We start from the raw sequence: 18,907 nt of genomic DNA, 5'->3' as shown, positions 1-18,907 counted from the left end.
CGCCGTCAGCGTCCCTGCGACAGCCGGTCGGCGAGCCAGGGCGGCAGGCCGTTCTCGCGAATCTTGTTCGCCGCGCTCGCGATGTCATAGGGCGCGCGGCAATAGGTGATCTGGCACGACACGGTGTCGAACAGCACGAAGGCTGCGGATGGATCGCCATCGCGAGGCTGGCCCACCGAGCCGAGCACGGCCAGCCATTGCCGCCCGCGCAGCAGCGGCACGGAAACGTCGGTCTTGGGCACGAGGCCCGTCATCTTCGCCGTCACCGACATCGAATAGAGCGCCGGGCGATGGATGTGGCCGCAGAAGGTGACATGGGCGGGCGTCGATATCAGGCTCTTGGCGGCATCCGCCGTCGAACGGACATAGTGCCAGCGCTGCGGGCTCGAGGCCTCCGAGTGGACGTAAAGGCGCTCCTTCTCATCCACCAGCATCGGCAGCTCGGCGAGGAACCGCCGCTGCACGACGTCGAGCCGCCCGCGCGTCCATTCGATCGCGATCTGCGCCTCCGCATTCATGGCTTCGGTCGTGGTGTTGACCGCCTCGTCATGATTGCCGCGGACGGCGATGGCGCCCTCCCGGACCAGACCCATCGCGGTATCCACGACCCATTCCGGATCGGCGCCATAGCCGACGAAATCGCCGAGCAGGACGAACCGCTCCGCGCCCTTCGCGCGGGCAACCTTCAGGCAGGCCTCGAACGCCTGCCGGTTGCCGTGGATATCCGAGAAGACAGCGAGAAGCACGCACCCTCCACCCCAAAGGTCTTATCGGAAGCCGATAAGGCCAAATTGAGGGACGTCAAGAAGATGCGCCAGTGCGGGTGCGTTTTCCAGCGTGCCCCTGTCGCGATGGTGAAGAGCCTATTGCTCGTCCTTCGGCGGCATCCGCGGCGGCGGAATCGGGGTGAACACCGCGCCTTGCGCGCCGGCGGGTGGTGCCAGGAATTCGCCGGTCGAGGAATCGCCGCCGCTGGTCTCCAGAATGGTCTTGGGCGTCACATATTCCCGGACCATGTCGATCAGGCTGCCATCGCCGCCGCCGAAATCGGCGGCGCGGCCGCCTTGCGGATGTCCCAGCGCGATCTCGTTCTCCGCCGCATGGGTCTTGTCGGCCAGCCTGTCATTGTAGGGCACACGAAAGGCGCGCGGGATGCCGCTCGGGCGATTGTCGTCATCCAGCTGCTCGACCCAGAGATAGATCGAGCCGGGATCGCCTTCCAGCGAATGCGGCTCGACGATGCGGGCCTTCAGCAGCTTGAAGGTCGCCGGCAGCCGTTCGGAACTGGCCCAGCCCAGCAGCCCGCGCATCTCGGTGAAGCTGACGACATAGAAGGCGCTGGTCACGACCACTGCGACCGCCTTGAACGACCAGTGCAGCCGCGCATAGACCAGCACGACCAGCAGCAGCGCGCCGATGACGGCGTAGGCGACCGACAGCGTGAGGATGACCGTCTGCAGGCTAGTCACGGCGCACCCTCACAGCGTTCTTGCTCACACCGGTCCTCGGGTCGAGATCGGCGCCGTTGCGCCAACTGCTGCGGAACGTCTCCAGCAGCGATTTCGGCCGCTGATCCACATTGACGACCTTGCCCTCGGCATCGAGCCGGAACCGCACCGCGGTCTTCTCGTCGCCGGTGTGATCGAGCGTGAATTTGTTGTCGAAGACCACCTGCGCGGTCGGATTGAGCTTCTGCACCTTCACATTGGCCTGGACCGGTTCGCCGGTCGTCGCCACGAAATGTGAGACGTTGACGGTGTATTCGCCGGCGAGGATGCCGCGCACGGTGACGATCTCCTCGCGGATCGGCGAGGCGATCTTCTTGCCGTTGACCATGATGAAGTCGTTGGCCCCGCCCCGGTCGTCGCGATCGAGCGTGAGGAAGCCGGCTTCGCGGTGGCGATACCAGGCGATGTTGCCGGCGGGATCCTGCACGAACAGGTCGAGATCGTCTGGATGGCTGTCCGGCCAGTCCAGCGTGATCATGAACTCGGCCTTGGAGTCGATCTTGCCGTCCTTCGCATCGGGAGACACCGCGAGCAGTGCCAGGAAGAACAGGAACGCGATCACCTGGAGCGCCTTGAACAGCATCACGCCCAGCGGATCGAACGGCTCCTCGCGTGGATAGAGACCAAAGTCATCCATCATGACGCGGTTCCAGCGCCTTTGCGCTCCAGCACCGGCGTCACATAGGTCTCGGTCAACACCACAGCATCCGAGAACACCCGCTGGGTCGCGGCATCCAGCATGTAATACTGGATGCGGACCAGGATCGAGCCGACGAGGCCTGCGAGCGTCGTGTACATCGCGACCGCCATGCCGTCGCTCATCAGCCCCATCGAGGAACGCATCGCGACCTTGTCGGCGGCATCCAGCCCCGCGATCGGCGCCAGCATGATGATGAAGCCGATGATGGTGCCGAGCAGGCCGAGCTTCATCAGCGTGTCCGAGACAAAGGCACCGAAGCCGTTGGAGCCGCGCAGCCGGTCGGCCAGCGTTCGCAGCAGCAGCGTCTGGTCGACCGCCCGGTAGTCCTGCGCGGACGCTTTCGTCACGAGGCTCTCGATGTGGTCCCGCACCAGCCCGCGTGGCAGCGCGGCCGCGCTGCCGTCGAGCACCTTGCTGCCCCCGGGCGCCGCGAGCACCGCCCGGCACCGCCGCGCCGCCGCGCCTTCACGGGCGATCGCCCGTGTCCGCAGGAAGCAGTGGCCGCAGGTAAGGACATAGAGCAGCGCGATCACGCTGGAAATGTAGGTGCGGTCCGAGGTCAGCATCAGGCGGATCAGGCCGAAGCGCCACAGCAGCACGACGGCGAAGATCGACAACCCAGTGAAGATCATCCAGAACAGCAGCGCGCTGCGCTCGGATGGGTCGGCAGCAGACCCCGCGATCGGTCCAATCGTCATCGAACTCATGCTGCACTGCTCCTGGCTTGCAGGGGTGGCCTGCAACGATTCCACCCCGATTAGATCAAAGCCGCCGCGCGCGGTCCAAAGAGCCATGCCCAATCCGGCTTGGGAAATTTGCCCGAGCTGCAATCCGGCCCAAACCCCGCAATTGGCAAGGCGCGGCGGCGTTGTTAGGCTGACCTTACCAAACGTTGAGGGTGATCGCATGCGCCTCGTGCTTCAGCTTGTCGCCCGTCTGCTTCTCATCGTCGCGCTCTGCCTTGGCGCTGCGACCGTCTGGGCTACGTTCGACGCCTATCGCAGCGTCGACCGGGCGACCGCGGCCTCGGCGCAGCGGGTCGCACAGGCGCTTCAGGCGCTGTACTGGCACGAGTTCTTGTTGCGCAGCAGCAGAACGCGCGAGCAGCTCTTGCCGGTTCCCGAGTGGCGCACCCTGGAGACGATGAAGCTGATCTCGCCCGGCGTCTGCGTCGAGTTCCAGCCGGCTATCGCATTCGAAAGGCCGCTCTGCGGCCAGAGCGTGGGGCTAGGCAAGACGCCGCCGCACTGGTTCACCGCGATCGTGCCCATCTTCCTCGGCAGCCACGCCGAAGTGATAAGGCCCGTCAGTCCCCGCGCGGCAGCCGCCGGAACGGTCGTCGCGACGCCGGACGCCGCAGCGGCCATCTCGCTTGCCTGGGAGTATCTCCTCAACGTGGTCGATGTCGCGCTTCTGATGGCGGCGGCGATCGCGCTCTTGGCGTCGCTTGCCATCGCGCACGCGCTGGCGCCGGCGCGCACCATCGTCGCCGCGCTCCAGCGCATGGCGCGGGGCCAGTATCGCACGAAACTGCCGCGCTTCCGCTCCATGGAGCTGGCGATGATCGGCAGCGCCGTCGGCGAACTCGGCGGCCGGCTGGAGGAAGCCACCGAACAGCGCGCGGCGCTGACAAGGCGGCTGATCGAGATCCGTGACGACGAACGCCGCGCGCTCGCCCGCGAGCTGCACGACGAGTTCGGCCAAAATCTCTCCGCCATCCTCGCCTTCGCCAACACGATCGAGACGGCCAGCGCGAAGGAGAGCAAGGATAACGCAATCGCGCAGGACGCGCGCATGATCTCGCAGGCCACCCATCATCTGATGGCCTCGCTGCGCGATGCGCTCAAACGCCTGCGCAATCCCCTGCCCGAGGAGCTTGGGCTCGAGGCCAGCCTGGTCAATTTGGTGGACAGCTGGCGCTCGCAAAGCGCAGCGCAGCCGACCATCCGGCTCGATCTCAGGGGCGACCTCACCGACATCAGCGGTCCGGCCGCCACCACCGCCTATCGCGTGGCGCAGGAATGCCTGACCAACGCACTGCGCCACAGCTCGGCGCGCGAAATCTCCCTGCGCATCGAGCGGCGCGCCGGTGACGAAGACGCGTTGCTGATCCGTGTCGAGGACGACGGCGGTGGCGATGCCGCACGCGTGGCGCAGTCGGCCGGCTTCGGCCTCACCGGCATCCGCGAGCGGGTCGCGGCGGCCGGCGGATCGCTCTCGATCCTGCCTGCGCGAGGAGGCCTCAGCGTCGCCGCCACCATCCCGCTCGCAGCGTGAGGCCGACATGAGCGATGTTGCGGCAACAGGCATCTCCGTGCTGCTGGTCGACGATCATCCGATCGTGCGGCAAGGCTACCGACGCGTGCTGGAGAGCCAGGGCGATCTCCATGTCGTGGCGGAAGCCGACAATGCCGCGGACGCCTACGGCGCCTTCAAGGCGCACGACCCTGATGTCGTCTTGCTGGATATCTCGATGCCCGGCGCGAGCGGGCTGGAGGCGATCCGCAACATCCGCGCGCGCAGCCCGCGGGCGCGCATCCTCGTCTTCACCATGCACAACGAGGCCGTGCTGGTGAAAGCCGCCTTCAGCGCCGGCGCCAGCGGCTTCGTCACCAAGAGCAGCGAACCCTCCGCGGTCGTCACCGCGATCCGCAGCGTTGCGCGCGGCGAGCGCGCCATGAGCGACGACATCGCGCACATTTTGGCCGAGGACAGCCTGTCGGCGGGCTCGGCGCTGGACCAACTGGGTGAGCGCGAGATCGAGATCCTGCGCCAATTCGCCGGCGGCGCGACGACTGAGCAGATTGCTGCTCATCTCAATCTCAGCGTCAAGACGGTGCAGAACTATCACTATTTGATCAAGACCAAGACCGGCGCGCGCACCGACGCGCAACTCGTGCGGCTGGCAGCGAGCTGCGGGCTGACGAGGATCTAGAGCTTGGCGGCTGGACGCCTATCTGGTTCCGGCCGGCCGCCCCAACGAAGGTCTCCAGTCGCTCTCGGATTGTGCTAGGCTCGATCGCAGCCACGGCATCCGGCACGAGACCGCCGGTGGATGTCTGTTGGGCTCCGATCTTGACGCGAGCCTCCCGGCTCTTTCGAAGCCGCCCTCGTTCCCGTTGTATGTTTTGCATGACAACAGGAGACGCTTCCATGAACATCAGGGACAGTCTTCTTGCCGCACTGATCGCCTTCAACGTTTTCGCGACCGGAACCACCGAGATCGCAGCAGCCGACGCGAAAGACCAGATCACCATTCTTTATGACGCCTTCGGCACAAATGACGCGATGACAAAGGACTGGGGTTTTTCCGCCCTTGTCGAAGTCGCGGGAAAACGCATCTTGTTCGACACGGGTAACGACGCCGAAATCTTCGCGGCAAACGTGAAGGCCAGGGGTGTCAACCTCTCGAACCTCGACTTTGTCGTTCTTTCGCACCGCCACTCCGATCATATGGCGGGTTTGTCCTACGTCCTAAGCGTCAATCCGACCGTCAAGATCTACGCGCCGAAGGAAGGATTTGGCATCTATGGCTCTTCGTTGCCTTCCGGCTTCTTCCGGAAAGACGAGGCCTTGCCGCCGGAGATGCGGTACTACGGAGGCAAGCCCCCAGCGGTGATGAAGTTCGGCTCGGCATGGGCCAACGCAAACTTCGAACTGATCGATCAGACGACCGAGATTGCTCCCGGCATCACGCTGATTTCGCTGATCTCCGACGCGCCCGGGACAAGAGAGCTCAAGGAGCTGTCTCTGGCCGTCAACACCGCAGAAGGCGTAGTCCTTCTGGTCGGTTGTTCGCACCCCGGGATCGAGCGCATTGTCGAAGCGGCGACCGGTATCAATCCCAGGATTCATCTCATCGCCGGCGGATTTCATCTGGTCGTGGCGCCTGACGAGACAATCGCGAAAGTCGTTACCGCTCTGAAGGACAGGTTCAAGGTCGACGCCGTAGCACCGGGGCATTGCACCGGTGAGCCGACTTTTGCCGCGCTCAAGAAGGCGTTCGGCGACAGCTATCTCTATGCCGGCCTCGGCACGTCGATTCCGGTTGGAACGAGTGGGAACGTCCGACGCGGAGAAGGTCCGACGCTTGACGACCTTGCGACATATCGGAAACTGGCCGGGCGTGAAGACCCGTTCGGCATCTTGCGGTCGCGCGGCCTGCGGTCGGGATCCGCGCTCTAGCGCGGCGGCGCGCAGTTCGCGCCTTTATCCAGCGCTTGAGGCGAGCGGAATGGAACCGACACCGTCGCGCTTTGGTTAGCAGCAGAGTGAAGGAGTTGCGCCATGAGTAAGGCCATGCACCGAACGGTCGTCGATCCTCCGCTCCTCACCGTGGGCGAGCTCATCGACGAACTCTGCCGCTTGCCAGATACGGCCGTCGTCCACTTCCGCTGCCCCGCACTCGATCAGGAGCTTACATTCTACCGCATTCGGAAGCGGTCGAAGGACGCTGTCGAAATCGCGGTGAACACATATCCGGAGAGCCCGCCGGTAGTCCCATCCGCCAACGGAAGGCAATCGACCCACTCGCCTGCCCTTCGCGAGGAGGCCCTTTTGCACAAGGCGAAAGGCTGAATCGACCGTTACACGCTTTGGCGGGACCGTGTCGGTCTAGGCCGCCTTCAACCCGCGCAGCACCAGCGCCAGGGTCGCATCGACACGAGCGGGCAGATCGGCGTCCTTCCACTCGTCGGCATGTGCCGGGTGGTGGAAGCGGACGGTGGCATCGAAGATGGCGCGGGCGGTGGCCTTGACGTCGCCCACCTCGAACACGCCCTGCTTCACGCCGTCGGTCAGGATCGACGCGATCTGGTCGATCATGGTGTCCTTGTGGCACTTGACGGCGGCGCAAGCCTCGCGCGCCAGCGTCAGATAGGTGTCGAACATCTCGGGATCGTCGAGCACGCGCGAGCGCTTGGCGGCGAACAGCGTGCGCAGCCAGCGGTCGAGTCGCGCCGGCGCCGGCCCCTGCTCCTCGGCGATCGCCAGCAACGGCGCGTCGATGCGATCCAGCCAGCGCTTGGCGACAGCCTCGCGCAGCGAGGCCTTGCTCGGGAAATGGCGATAGACGCTGCCGTGGCTCACATCGAGCGCACGGGCAACGTCAACCACGGTGGCCTTGGCAAGTCCGTAACGCCGCAGAACGTCCTCGGTGACTTCGAGGATCCGCTCCGGCGTCAAGATCACGGCTTCATTCATGCCAGCACCATTCCCGTTGAGGGCTCAGTTACCCGGCGATGGAGCTGCTTCCGAAGCGCCCGTGCCGGTCGTTTCGGAAAGCTCTCGCCTTAATGAGGCAGTTTTGCAGCCTGCGCCGCGATCTGGCGCGCAACCAGTAAATTGAGCCAATGCCCAATCGTTCCGGTGAAGTTGATGATTTCGGTCGTCATTGTCTTAAGTCTCCATTCGTCCACGGTCCCCACCTCCTTATGTCCCGCGATCCGCAAGTGTTTCGGACCTCGGGCTCCCCGGGCGGGTCACCGCGGGACGCCCAATCGGAGCGTCCGAGAACGGATATACACGTCTCGCTGACAGATTTCAATATCTGTCAGTCAATGATCCGTGATTGACAGTTAATTTTTGCGAGCGGCGTCGCCTCTGCTTGGGCTACGGGGGGCGGTGGATAGCTCGCCGATCCCCCTCGACCGGGGTCCAGATCGTTTGTTTCGCCCTGCCCGCTCTGCTAAATCACGGCGTAAAAAGCATTTTGGCCGGTCGCCGCCCCCTTGGGCCGCCCGCCCACCTTCCTGGAGCAGTCTGATGATCCCCCGCTATACCCGCCCGGAAATGGCCTCGATCTGGGAGCCGCAGACCCGGTTCAAGATCTGGTTCGAGATCGAGGCGCACGCGGCGGACGCCCTCGCCGAGCTCGGAACGATCCCCAAGGAGGCCGCGAAGACGGTCTGGGCCAAGGCCAAGGACGCCACTTTCGACGTCGCCCGCATCGATGAGATCGAGCGCGAGACCAAGCACGACGTCATCGCCTTCCTGACCCACCTTGCCGAAATCGTCGGCCCCGAAGCGCGCTTCGTGCACCAGGGCATGACCTCCTCCGACGTGCTCGACACCTGCCTCAACGTCCAGCTCACCCGCGCCGCCGACCTCCTGCTCGCCGATCTCGACAAGGTGCTGGCCGCACTCAAGAAGCGCGCCTTCGAGCACAAGATGACGCCGACCATCGGCCGCAGCCACGGCATCCACGCCGAGCCTGTGACCTTCGGCCTCAAGCTCGCTTATGCCTATGCCGAATTCTCGCGCGCCAAGGAGCGCCTGATCGCGGCGCGCAAGGAAGTTGCGACCTGCGCCATCTCCGGCGCCGTCGGCACCTTCGCGCAGATCGACCCGCGCGTCGAAGAGCACGTCGCCAAGGCGATGGGCCTCGTCCCCGAGCCGATCTCCACTCAGGTCATCCCGCGCGACCGCCACGCGATGTATTTCTCGACGCTTGGCGTGATCGCCTCCTCGGTCGAGCGTATCGCGGTGGAGATCCGCCACATGCAGCGCACCGAGGTGCTGGAGGCCGAAGAGTTCTTCTCCGAAGGGCAGAAGGGTTCGTCGGCGATGCCGCACAAGCGCAACCCGGTGCTGTCGGAAAACCTCACCGGCCTCTCCCGCATGGTGCGCGCCTATGTGACGCCGGCGCTGGAGAATGTCGTGCTCTGGCACGAGCGCGACATCTCGCACTCCTCCGCCGAGCGCATGATGGGCCCGGATGCCACCGTGACGCTCGACTTCGCGCTGGTGCGCCTCGCCGGCCTGATCGACAAGCTGCTGGTGTACCCCGCCAACATGCAGAAGAACCTCGACCGCCTCGGCGGCCTCGTGCATTCGCAGCGCGTGCTGCTGGCGCTGACCCAGAAGGGCGCAAGCCGCGAGGACGCCTACAAGCTGGTGCAGCGCAACGCGATGCCGGTCTGGCGCGGCGAAGGCGACTTCCTCCAGCTCCTGAAGAAGGACACTGAAGTGAAGAAGTATCTCACCGACGCCGAGATCGAGGAGCAGTTCGACCTCGGCTATCACCTCAAGCATGTCGACACGATCTTCAAGCGCGTGTTCGGCGAGAGCTGAGCGCGCGTCCGTCGAAACTGTAGGGTGGTTAGCCGCAGGCATCACCCACCATTCCTCGTGACACGGCGGTGGGTTACGCTACGCTGACCCACCCCACGAACAAGAAACGGATCCCCTCATGCCCATCGTCAACCGCGTTGCCGCCCTCTCCGACGAAATGGCCGCCTGGCGCCATGACTTCCATGAGAACCCGGAGCTGCTCTACGAGGTCCATCGCACCGCCGGCATCGTCGCCGATCGCTTGCGCGAATTCGGCTGCGACGAGGTGGTGACGGGCATCGGCCGGACCGGTGTCGTCGGCGTGATCCGCGGCCGCAAGTCGGCCTCCGGCAAGACCATCGGGCTGCGTGCCGACATGGACGCGCTGCCGATCATGGAGACGTCGGGCGTCGCCTACGCCTCCAAGGTTCCCGGCAAGATGCACGCCTGCGGCCATGACGGCCACACCGCCATGCTGCTCGGTGCCGCCAAATATCTCGCCGAGACGCGCAATTTCGACGGCACCGCGATCATGATCTTCCAGCCTGCGGAAGAAGGCGGCGGCGGCGGCAAGGCGATGGTCGAGGACGGCTTGATGACGCGCTGGAACATCCAGGAGGTCTACGGCATGCACAACATGCCGGGCCTGCCCGAGGGCCATTTCGCGACCACGCCCGGCGCGATGCTGGCCTCGTCCGACAACATCCAGATCACCGTCCACGGCAAGGGCGGCCACGCCGGCGCCGGTCCGCACAAATCCGTCGACAGCGTGCTGATCGGCTCGCAGATCGTCAACGCGCTGCAGTCAATCGTCGCGCGCAACGTCGATCCGCTGAAGTCCGCCGTCATCTCGATCACGCAATTCCACTCCGGCACGGCCTTCAACATCATCCCTGAAGTCGCCGAGCTCGGCGGCACCGTCCGCACGCTCGATCCTGAAGTGCGCGATCTCGTCGAGCGCCGCATCGGCGAGGTCGCCGAAAGCGTCGCCCGCGCCTATGGCGGCTCGGCCGAGACCAAGTATACGCGGATGTATCCGGTGACGATGAACCATGCGCGCGAGGCCGGCCTTGCCGCCGACGTCGCCCGCGACATCGTCGGTGCCGAGCGTGTCAACGACAAGTTCATCCCGATGATGGGCGCCGAGGACTTCTCGTTCATGCTGGAAGCACGTCCCGGCGCGATGATCCTGGTCGGCATGGGCGACGGCAACGAGTGCCATCACCCGGCCTATGTCTTCAACGACAACATCCTCGGCCACGGCGCCTCCTACTGGGCGCGCCTGGTGGAGACGCGGATGCCGGCGGGTTAGCGCCGCTTCGCGGCAGCCGTGGCCCGGGCGACATTGCCGCCAAAGGGCCACGCCACGCGGAGCCCGTCATCGAGCCGCAGAGCGTTGCCCCGTTGGCTCTTCCGTCTCCAGCAGGCGAGATGCGTTCTCGTCTGAGGCGAGAGGCAGGGTGAACTGGAAGAAGGCGCCCCGCGGTTCGTTTGCGCCGGCCCACATCCGCCCGCCATGCGCCTCGATGATCGAGCGGCAGATGGCGAGACCCATCCCCATGCCGGTGGGCTTGGTGGTGTAGAAGGCTTCGAACAGGCGATCCACGTTCTTCGGATCCAGCCCCGGACCGGAATCCCGCAAGGTGACGTGGACGCCGTCGGATGCATCCCGACCGGTGCTGATCAGCAACTCCCGTCCCCCCTCGCCGACCGCGGCCATCGCCTCGATCGCGTTGACGATCAGGTTGAGCACCACTTGCTGAACTTGAACCCGGTCGGCCTGAATCGGCGGCAAGCCCTCGGCAAATTGCATTCGCACCGAGACGCCGTTCTTGAACGCTTCGCTGCGTGTCAGCGCGATGACCTCAAGCACCGCCGGGTTGATCTCCAGGGTCTCTTTTTGCGGGGGCGCGTTCCTGATGAGCGCCCGGATCCGGCCGATGATGTCGCCGGCTCGCATACCATCACCGGTGATCCAGTCGAGGGTCTGTCGAACCCGCTCCAGGTTTGGCGGTCGCGCCTCCAGCCAATTCAGCCCGGCCTCGGCGTTCGCCACGATCGCGGCGATCGGCTGGTTGACTTCATGGGCGATCGAAGCGGTTAGCTGTCCCATCGTGGTGACGCGATTGGCGTGCGCGAGCTCCATCAGCGCTTCACGGTAGCGCCGCTCGTGTTCGCGGCCTTCGGCTTCCGCCCGCTTGAGAGCCGTCAGATCAAGGACAAAGCCGACGCCATGATCCGTACCTTCTCCGAACATGGTCCCGCCGATCAGCACCGGAACACGGCTTCCGTCCTTCCGCACATACTCCTTCTCGAATGGCTGGGCCGTCCCGATCCGCTTCAGTTCCGCCACGGTATGCAAGTCGCGGTCGCGCCATTCCGGCGGCGTGAGGTCGGTCCGATGCAGGCGCCCTGCGGCGAGATCTTCCCGGTCGTATCCCACGATGCGCAGGAAGGCATCGTTGGCCTCGAGAATGCGCCCCTCGACTTCCCAGATGATGATGCCGATGATGTTGGCATCGAACAGGCGCCTGATCTTGATATCCCGTGCTGCAAGATCACTCTGGAGCTGGATGTTCTCCTCGGTCGCCTCCCGCCGCCGTTTCGCTTCGAGCCGCGCGAGCGCCAGCGCTGCTGCGGCCAGCGCGACGACGAGGACAACGGCGCCGGCGATCAGCCAGGTCCAGCGTTGCTCGAATGCTTCTGCGCGCGCCTCCCGGCCGGCGAGCCGAAAGCGCTCGTGATCCACCATCTGGTCGATTTGCGAGCGGATCTCGTCCATGCTGCGGATCATTGCCAGCGCGGCCAGCCCGGACGTGCCGGCCGTCTTCAGCAGCTCGTCGATCTCGCGCAGCGTGGCTGTAACGGTCAGCGCCAGATGTCCGGCCCGAAGGCCCTGCATCGGATCATCCGCCACCAACATCTGCAGCGCCTGAGCCTCGCGCCGTACGCTTTCGTCAGAGACGCCGTAGGCCTTGAGATAGGCGGGGTCGAGGGTCATGAGATACCCGCGCCTTTCAGTCTCCAGTTCCGCGACGATCGCCCGCAGCCGATCAAGCGTTTCGAGGACCTGGCGGCTATGCTCGATGAAGTGATGAGCTGCTTGCCGCTCCTGCCAATATTGCAGGCCGAGGAAGCTGGTCGCGGCAAACAGGGTCACAAGCACTGCGACCGCAAGGATCAGCGGACGAGCAAACCATCGCAGAGGCAGGGCCCGAACAGGAACGGACATTGGCCGTGGGTCTTCGATGCTCGTGTGACCGCGCGTGTTCTGGTGCCGACGCCAGAGCATGATGGGACAATAGCACGGATAAACAATAGCACGGATAAGGAGGTCGGGAACCCGACATTCATCGGATACGCCAGAGGTCGGGCCGTGATGTCGCAGGACTGCGGCACCGTGCGTGTGCTATGGATGAATGCCCTTGGTTGATTCAAGGAGCATCATCATGGCACAGGGTGAAAACTCGTTGAGCCATCCGGCGAGCCGCCGCAGTTTCATCAAGGGACTGGGGGCGGCTGGCGCGGGCCTGACCGCGCTGCCGCGATGGGGCTTTGCCGAGGATTCCGCTGCGGCTAACGCCAACGCCGCGATCGACTGGAAGCAATTTGCGGGACAGACGATCGCACTTTCGGGTGCGATCCATCCGTGGTCGAACGCGATCGCGCCGCTGTTGCCGGAGTTCACCATCCTCACCGGCATCAACGTCACCATCGATTTCCAGCTGGAAACCACCTACCTCGGCGCGCTGCCGATCAGGCTCGCTCGCGGCAGTAGCACGCCCGACGTCTTCATGTTCACGACCTATGGCCAGGGCATCACGAACGGATGGGTGGAGCCACTGAACGGCTATTATTCTATGAAGTCGCTGACCGACCCCGCCTGGTATGACGAGAGCGACCTGCTCAAGACGGCCCGCGCCTTCCCGCTGTGGTCGGACGGCGAACGGTACGCGGTCCCGATTACCTCAGAGGCGACGACCCTGTTCATCAACAGCGATGCGCTGGCAGCCAAGGACCAGCCGGTACCCCAGACTTTCGACGAGCTGCTTGTCACCGCCAAGGCGGTCAAGAGCAACGGGATGTCGGGGATCGCGATGCGGGCCCAGGCGAGCGGCAATTCCTCCCCGCCAGCCATGGGCTTCCTGTTCTCCTACGGTGGGCCATGGTCGAGCACAACAGGGTCGTTTTCGCGAGCCCGGAGGGGATCGCGGCCGTCGAGATGTACGGACAGTTGCTCGGTCAGGCCGGGCCTGCCGGCGTCGGCAGCTACGAATGGTACCACGTGCTGGACGACTTCCTGCAGGGGCGGACGGCCATGGCGATCGACAGCAGCAACTTCGCGACCGACATTTCCAATCCAGCGAAAAGCCGTGTCGCCAAGCAGGCCGGGTTTGCAACCTTTCCGCATCTCGCCGGTCGCGGCCCCGTCCCCTTCATGTCGCACTGGCAGGCGTGCATCAATTCCAAATCGCGAAACAAGCGCGCGGCTTTCCTGTTCCTGCTCTGGGCGACGGGCAAGGCGACCTCGCTGCAGACTGCTGCAGCAGGGCTGGCGACGACACGCGTCTCGGCCTGGTCGAGCGAGGGCTTCAGGAAGGCGTTCGGTCCGCAGGCCGCCGAGGCGGCGCTGATCAATTTGCAGAATGCCGACGTCGACCGCGCCAAGGCGATTCTTTTCCATCCGCAATCGAGACTGATCCTGGACGCCTTCATGATCGGCGTGAATGAAGTGGTCAACGGGGCGAAATCGGCCAAGGATGCGATGACGGGCGCGGCCGAAAGGGCCAATGCGGCGATCCGCGGGTAGCGGCGAGGCGTCGCCCGATCGGAAGAGGTGGCCACGGCGGACAAGTCGCCGACTCCCGCTGCGCGGCGATTACCCCTGATATTGCAGCACGTGCATGCCGGCGTTCCAGTCGGAGACGAACATCAGCCCGTCGGGCCGCACATAGGAATCGCAGGTCTTGGCTGCGAGCGCGACGTTCGGGCGGGGGTCGACGAGTTTTTTCGGTACCGGCGGCACCCAATACGCGATCTCCTTCGGCGCAAACTGATCCCTGACGTCAAACACCCTGACGCCGGCATTGTTGTAGGTCGCGAAAATCGTCTCCTCGCTCTGGAAGGAGCCGGGGCGGTTCTCATGCAGATTATGCGGACCGAAGGTGCCCTTCGCACAGAAGTCGCGATCGCGTGGCGTCGGCAGCGTCGCGATCGGCACCGGATTTTGCGGCGCGCGCACGTCAAGCACGAATGTGTGAAACAGCCCCTTGGCGCATTGATCCGCATTGGCTTCATCCGCGACGATGGCGAGCTGGCGCTTGGGCAGCGGCAGCGGCGTATGCGTGCCGCCGGCGAAGGGCGGCGACCAGTTGATGTGCGAGAGCAGCTTCGGATTGGCGGGATCGCCGATGTCGTGGATGGTGAAGCCGCCGTCGCGCCAGGCGGCATAGCCGCGATCGCCCGCCGTGATCATGTGATGCAGCGCAAAGCGCTTACCCTTGGGCGTCGCCGGCTCGCCGGCCGCGCGGTTCATGCCCGGCAGCCACCATTTCGCGACGATCTCCGGCTTGGTGATGGTCTTGAGATCGACCACGCAAAGGATGTGGTCGGTGAAGCCGTCGAAATGCGCCGACACATAGGCATAGCGGCCGCCGGGCCACCACAGCCGGTTGATGCCGAAGCCCGGCATTTCGAGGAACGCGACCTCGCGCATCTCGCCCGGTTTCGAGATGTCGTGGATCGACAGGCCGGAGCGGAATTTCTTGGCCTTGGTGATGCTGTCGGCGAGCGAATTCTCGAAATAGCCGCGCATGCTGTCGTAGGACTGCATCGCGACGATGTTGGCGCCGTTCGCAAGCAGCAGCAGGTCTTCCGCCACCTGCAGATGGTGGGTGCGGGTGTATTGCCCGGCAGTGAAGAAATTGACCGGTTTCAGTGCGCGCGGATCGGATGCGTCCAGGATCGTCACGCCGTCGCTGAACATGTGTCCGACATAGACGTGCTGCCGGTTGAACATCACCTGCACGGTGTCGGGCCGGCCGCCGACATCGCTGTACGAGATATGCTTGATGCCCTTGCCGATGCCCTCCGGCGGAATGTCCGGCTCTGACGCCCATACCGGCCGTGACAATCCGGACAGCGCAGCGGATCCGAACACGGCCGACAATTGTTGAAGGTGACGGCGGCGAGAGAGTTCAGGCATCGGCTTCCCCCCATTTTTTGAGAGGATGATGCGCGCTCGCGGCGAGGCGCGCAAGCCTCGCGTGCCCTTACCTACGCCTGCACCACCTCGTGCCGCATCACGAACGGATCGAGCAGCGTGTGCACCTCGCCAGCGACGAGTTCGCGCTGGTCTGCCGGCAGGCCCGCGAGCGTCACAGTGGCGATCGAGCCGTGGCTGCCATGCGCGCCGACCTTCACCTTGCAGTCGATGCCGCGCTCAGTGAGCGGCGACAGCACCTTGGCGAACACGCGCTGCGCGGCATCCCAGCGCAGCTGTGGCTTGAACACCTTGCCCACGCCGGTCACCGGCATCGGATCGATCGGAATGACCTGCACCGGAACGGCCGCGCGCTCCGGCGTGCGTTCGCGCACCCAGGCTTCCAGCTCGCCCGGCTCGACCTTGGCGCCCGGCTTCAGCTGCACATAACCGACCGGCAGCTCGCCCGCATAAGCGTCGGGCTGGCCAACCACGGCGGCGAAGCCGACGGCGGGATGGCGAAACATGATCTCTTCGATCGGCGCCGGATCGATATTGTGGCCGCCGCGGATCACGAGATCCTTGGCGCGGCCGGTGATCCAGAGGTAGCCGTCGGCATCGAGACGTCCGAGGTCGCCGGAGTTGACCCAGACATCGTCGACGAACGCGCCCTTGTTGTGCTCGTCGTTGAGATAGCCGCCGAACACGCCGGGCCCGGCCATGATGACGACGCCAATCTCGTCGGCCGCGCAGTCGCGGATCAGGCGGCCGTCGGCATCGAGCTGCACGATGCGCACGCGCGCGTAAGGCATGGGAAGGCCGACCGAGCCGAGCCGGATCGGCCGGCTGGGATAAGCAAGCGTGTGCACGCTCGAGGTCTCGGTCATGCCGTAGACCTCGACCACCGGCAGCTTCAGCTTCTCCTGGATCGCCGAGCCGACGGCGACGGGAATCGCCGAGCCGCCGCCGGCGGCATATTTCAGGCTGGAGATGTCCGCATTGCCTGGCGGCACCGCAAGCGTGGCCGCCAGCACCGTCGGCACGCTCGACAGCGCCTCGGGCTTGAAGCGCTCCACCAGCCCCCAGATGTTCTTCACCGAATTCGGGTTGCGCCAGCCGCTCGGCGACAGCACGACCAATGAGCCGCCGGCGGACAGCGTCAGCAGCACCTGCGTCAGCGATCCTCCGACATGGAATAGCGGCATGCCGAACAGCATGTTGGCGCCGGGCTTCGACTTCAGCAGCAGATTGAGCGCCCAGGCCTGATAGACCTGATTGGCGTGGGTGTGCCGCACGAGCTTCGGCGTGCCGGTGGTGCCGCCGGTGTGGAAATAGGCCGCGATGTCGCCACCCGGAATCTTGCGCCCGCTGATAAGCCGGTCGGACGGCTGCTGCTTGATCAGGTCGTTGAAGGCGAAGATGCCCTTGTCCGGATTGCCTCCGCCGAACACCTGCACGACCGCCTTGAGATGTTTCAGCTGCGGGCGGATCTGCTCGACCTTCTGCCAGATGTCGGTGCCCGGCATCGGCCCGAGCGCAACCAGAACCTTGGTGTTCGCGGCCTCAAGGATCTCCGCGATCTGGTGCGGCTCGAGCAGCGGATTGACGGGATTGGCGATGCACGCGGCCTCGGCGCCGAACAGCGTCACGAAGGCGTCGGGCACCAGCGGCAGCATGAAGCTGACGACGTCGCCCTTCTCGACGCCGAGCGCGTGAAACATGTTGGCCGCCTGCGTGACGCGCGCGACGAAATCGCGATAGGTGACCATCACAGGCGTATCGGCCGGATCGGCGTTTTGCAGGAACTGGATCGCCGCACCGTCGGGGTTGCGCGCCGCACCGAGCCTGATGGCGTCATAGGTGCTTTCGGCCGCGACGCGATCGGCGTAGGCGACCTGCTCGAACGCCCGGACCTCTGCGTCCGTCGCGAAGTCCGGATAGTCGTTGCCGATGAACCGATCGAGCGCGTGGATGCCCGCCATGGAATTCCGTCCTCCCTCAGATGCATTTCCCCGCCCCCTGTCTTTTGACATTTTGGTCGGCGAGGCCTCGGCCGATGGCCGGTCGAACGCGGACAGAATGATGGATGATTGAGCGTTCGTCCATGGCCGAACGGCTACGGCCGTAGCACTCGTCTTCGAGGCCATTGAACCTCCCCGCCCGATCGGGGGACCAAGAACATGCATCGGACTCCCCTGCCAGCGTCCTGCCGCAAGACTTGAGGAAATCATGACCACGCCCCCGCGGGACCGCGTCACACGGCTGATTGTCGCGCTCGCCGTGACCTCGGCGATCATGACTTCAGCGATCATGACTTCGGCGATCGTCCTGCCGCGCGCGGCGCGCGCCGAGGACGGCCAGTTCGACAGGATGCGTGCCAGGATCGCCGCCTTCGTCGCCGACAAGATGGAGAAGCTGGGCGGCTCGCGCATCGTCTACAAGGTCGATACCGACGGCTTGCGCGAGAGCGTCGTCACGGATTTGCGCGACGATGTCTACAAGACCCTGCGCGAGGGCAAGATCGCCTTTGCCGGTCTTGCGATCCGCGACGCCGGCGTCGATGTGAAGATCGCGGATGCCAAGGGCCGCGAACAGCTCGCACGCAAGCTCGCGTCGGCCGCGGAGGGATTGCCATCGCATGCGCTCAAGGTGACCGATAGCGGCGACGGACTGGTCAGGCTCGCGCCGACCGATGCCGCATCCGCGGCCCGGCTGCGCGATCTCGTCGAAGATTCCATCGCCATGATCGAGCAGCGCCTCAAGGATGCCGGCATCAACCTCGCCAGCGTCCTGCCGGATGGCACGGATCGCATCCGCATTTTCATCCCGGGCATGATGGAGCCCGCCCGCGTGACCGCGGTCTTCGCCAGGAAGGTCAAGGTCAGCTTCCGCCTGATCGACGTCTCGATGCCCGCGGAGCAGGCGCAATTCGGCACGCCGCCCACGGGCACCGAAGTCCTGCCCGGCTTCAAGGACGAGCGCCATTACCTGGTCGCCAGGGACAGCGCACTCGACGGCGACGACATCAGCTATGCCGGCCCGGGATTTGCCAGCGGCACGAAAGACCCGATCGCCTCGTTCCGCTTCAACGGCCGCGGCACGCGACGCTTTGCCCACGTCACCGAAGAGAACATCGGAAGGCCCTTCGCCATCGTGCTCGACGGAAAGGTGATCTCCGCCCCCGTGATCCGCGAGCCCATCACCGGCGGCTCGGGCCAGATCTCCGGCAATTTCACCCTGGAGGAAGCCAATAGCGTCGCGATGCTGCTGCGCGCCGGTTCGCTGCCGGGGCACCTCGACCTCGTCGAGCAGCAGGTCGTGCAGCCCGCCGCCAAGCCGTAAGGGCCGGTCGCCCTGCGCCCCGCCCCGTCGGGCGCCACGGTCCATGACGCCAAAGCCCGCGCCCCCGGGGCCCCGAATCACGGGCGCGCCACGGCCATGCGCACA

General features: G+C 65.1%; 15 protein-coding genes and 3 pseudogenes. 9 read left to right on the top strand and 9 right to left on the bottom strand.

Features of this window, described 5'->3' with window-relative positions:
* Window positions 1–5 precede the first annotated feature (5 nt).
* From AB7290_RS15315 to AB7290_RS15300, 4 genes are all read right to left on the bottom strand, one after another.
* The gene (locus AB7290_RS15315) at window positions 6–746 is read right to left on the bottom strand and encodes a metallophosphoesterase family protein (RefSeq protein ID WP_085404322.1); all 741 of its coding nucleotides are present in this window, start codon (window positions 744–746) and stop codon (window positions 6–8) included.
* A gap of 117 nt (window positions 747–863) precedes the next feature.
* Window positions 864–1,469, bottom strand: coding sequence for a hypothetical protein (locus tag AB7290_RS15310; protein WP_085404321.1), 606 nt, complete (start codon window positions 1,467–1,469; stop codon window positions 864–866).
* Window positions 1,462–2,148: a hypothetical protein gene (locus AB7290_RS15305; RefSeq protein WP_028147462.1), complete on the bottom strand. Its 687-nt coding sequence runs from the start codon at window positions 2,146–2,148 to the stop codon at window positions 1,462–1,464. The genes AB7290_RS15310 and AB7290_RS15305 overlap by 8 nt, the downstream gene beginning before the upstream one ends.
* Complete coding sequence (locus AB7290_RS15300; RefSeq protein ID WP_028147463.1) at window positions 2,145–2,915, bottom strand: MotA/TolQ/ExbB proton channel family protein; 771 nt, start codon at window positions 2,913–2,915, stop codon at window positions 2,145–2,147. The genes AB7290_RS15305 and AB7290_RS15300 overlap by 4 nt, the downstream gene beginning before the upstream one ends.
* A 199-nt stretch (window positions 2,916–3,114) precedes the next feature.
* Here AB7290_RS15300 and AB7290_RS15295 point away from each other — a divergent pair, with 199 nt between their 5' ends.
* From AB7290_RS15295 to AB7290_RS15280, 4 genes are all read left to right on the top strand, one after another.
* Window positions 3,115–4,485 carry a sensor histidine kinase gene (locus AB7290_RS15295; RefSeq protein ID WP_354076281.1) on the top strand — a complete coding sequence of 457 codons (1,371 nt, stop codon included), beginning with the start codon at window positions 3,115–3,117 and terminating at the stop codon, window positions 4,483–4,485.
* Between the two features lie 7 nt (window positions 4,486–4,492).
* Complete coding sequence (locus tag AB7290_RS15290) at window positions 4,493–5,143, top strand: response regulator (protein ID WP_014494168.1); 651 nt, start codon at window positions 4,493–4,495, stop codon at window positions 5,141–5,143.
* A gap of 218 nt (window positions 5,144–5,361) precedes the next feature.
* A complete protein-coding gene (locus AB7290_RS15285) occupies window positions 5,362–6,393 on the top strand; it encodes an MBL fold metallo-hydrolase (protein ID WP_085404319.1) in 1,032 nt (343 codons plus the stop codon).
* Between the two features lie 102 nt (window positions 6,394–6,495).
* Window positions 6,496–6,786 (top strand): hypothetical protein, encoded by a 291-nt coding sequence (locus tag AB7290_RS15280; RefSeq protein ID WP_071912433.1) that lies wholly within the window; start codon window positions 6,496–6,498, stop codon window positions 6,784–6,786.
* 36 nt (window positions 6,787–6,822) lie between these two features.
* On the opposite strand, the gene AB7290_RS15275 is transcribed toward AB7290_RS15280, so the two are convergent.
* Window positions 6,823–7,410, bottom strand: coding sequence for a TetR family transcriptional regulator (locus tag AB7290_RS15275; protein ID WP_028158450.1), 588 nt, complete (start codon window positions 7,408–7,410; stop codon window positions 6,823–6,825).
* A 561-nt stretch (window positions 7,411–7,971) separates the two neighbouring features.
* Between AB7290_RS15275 and purB the strand changes: the two genes are divergently transcribed.
* Window positions 7,972–9,279 carry an adenylosuccinate lyase gene (purB, locus tag AB7290_RS15270; protein ID WP_014494164.1) on the top strand — a complete coding sequence of 436 codons (1,308 nt, stop codon included), beginning with the start codon at window positions 7,972–7,974 and terminating at the stop codon, window positions 9,277–9,279.
* Window positions 9,280–9,397: 118 nt separating this feature from the next.
* Complete coding sequence (locus AB7290_RS15265) at window positions 9,398–10,570, top strand: M20 aminoacylase family protein (protein WP_085404318.1); 1,173 nt, start codon at window positions 9,398–9,400, stop codon at window positions 10,568–10,570.
* 66 nt (window positions 10,571–10,636) lie between these two features.
* Here the strand turns inward: AB7290_RS15265 and AB7290_RS15260 are convergent.
* Window positions 10,637–11,932: pseudogene (locus AB7290_RS15260) on the bottom strand (sensor histidine kinase); the annotation flags it as partial.
* Window positions 11,933–12,028: 96 nt separating this feature from the next.
* A pseudogene (locus tag AB7290_RS15255) lies at window positions 12,029–12,490 on the bottom strand (CHASE3 domain-containing protein); the annotation flags it as partial.
* Window positions 12,491–12,677: 187 nt separating this feature from the next.
* Here AB7290_RS15255 and AB7290_RS15250 point away from each other — a divergent pair.
* Window positions 12,678–13,373, top strand: a pseudogene (locus AB7290_RS15250) (extracellular solute-binding protein); the annotation flags it as partial.
* A gap of 50 nt (window positions 13,374–13,423) precedes the next feature.
* Entirely contained in the window at window positions 13,424–14,068 is a 645-nt protein-coding gene (locus AB7290_RS15245; protein ID WP_441253478.1) for an extracellular solute-binding protein, read from the top strand.
* 69 nt (window positions 14,069–14,137) lie between these two features.
* Here the strand turns inward: AB7290_RS15245 and AB7290_RS15240 are convergent, their stop codons facing one another.
* Window positions 14,138–15,463: an LVIVD repeat-containing protein gene (locus AB7290_RS15240; protein WP_085404315.1), complete on the bottom strand. Its 1,326-nt coding sequence runs from the start codon at window positions 15,461–15,463 to the stop codon at window positions 14,138–14,140.
* A 71-nt stretch (window positions 15,464–15,534) separates the two neighbouring features.
* Entirely contained in the window at window positions 15,535–17,442 is a 1,908-nt protein-coding gene (locus tag AB7290_RS15235; protein WP_085404314.1) for an acyl-CoA synthetase, read from the bottom strand.
* Window positions 17,443–17,689: 247 nt separating this feature from the next.
* On the opposite strand from AB7290_RS15235, the gene AB7290_RS15230 reads away from it, so the two are divergent.
* Window positions 17,690–18,802, top strand: a complete 1,113-nt coding sequence (locus AB7290_RS15230; protein WP_085404313.1) for a SecDF P1 head subdomain-containing protein — start codon at window positions 17,690–17,692, stop codon at window positions 18,800–18,802.
* The last annotated feature ends 105 nt before the right edge of the window (window positions 18,803–18,907 follow it).

The organism is Bradyrhizobium sp. 613_E4_N2_2 (genome assembly GCF_052075995.1).
In the GTDB taxonomy this organism is placed as follows: Bacteria; Pseudomonadota; Alphaproteobacteria; order Rhizobiales; family Xanthobacteraceae; genus Bradyrhizobium; species Bradyrhizobium barranii.
The sequence above is the reverse complement of the archived record's forward strand: the minus strand, read 5'-3'. Positions and strand labels throughout refer to the sequence as shown.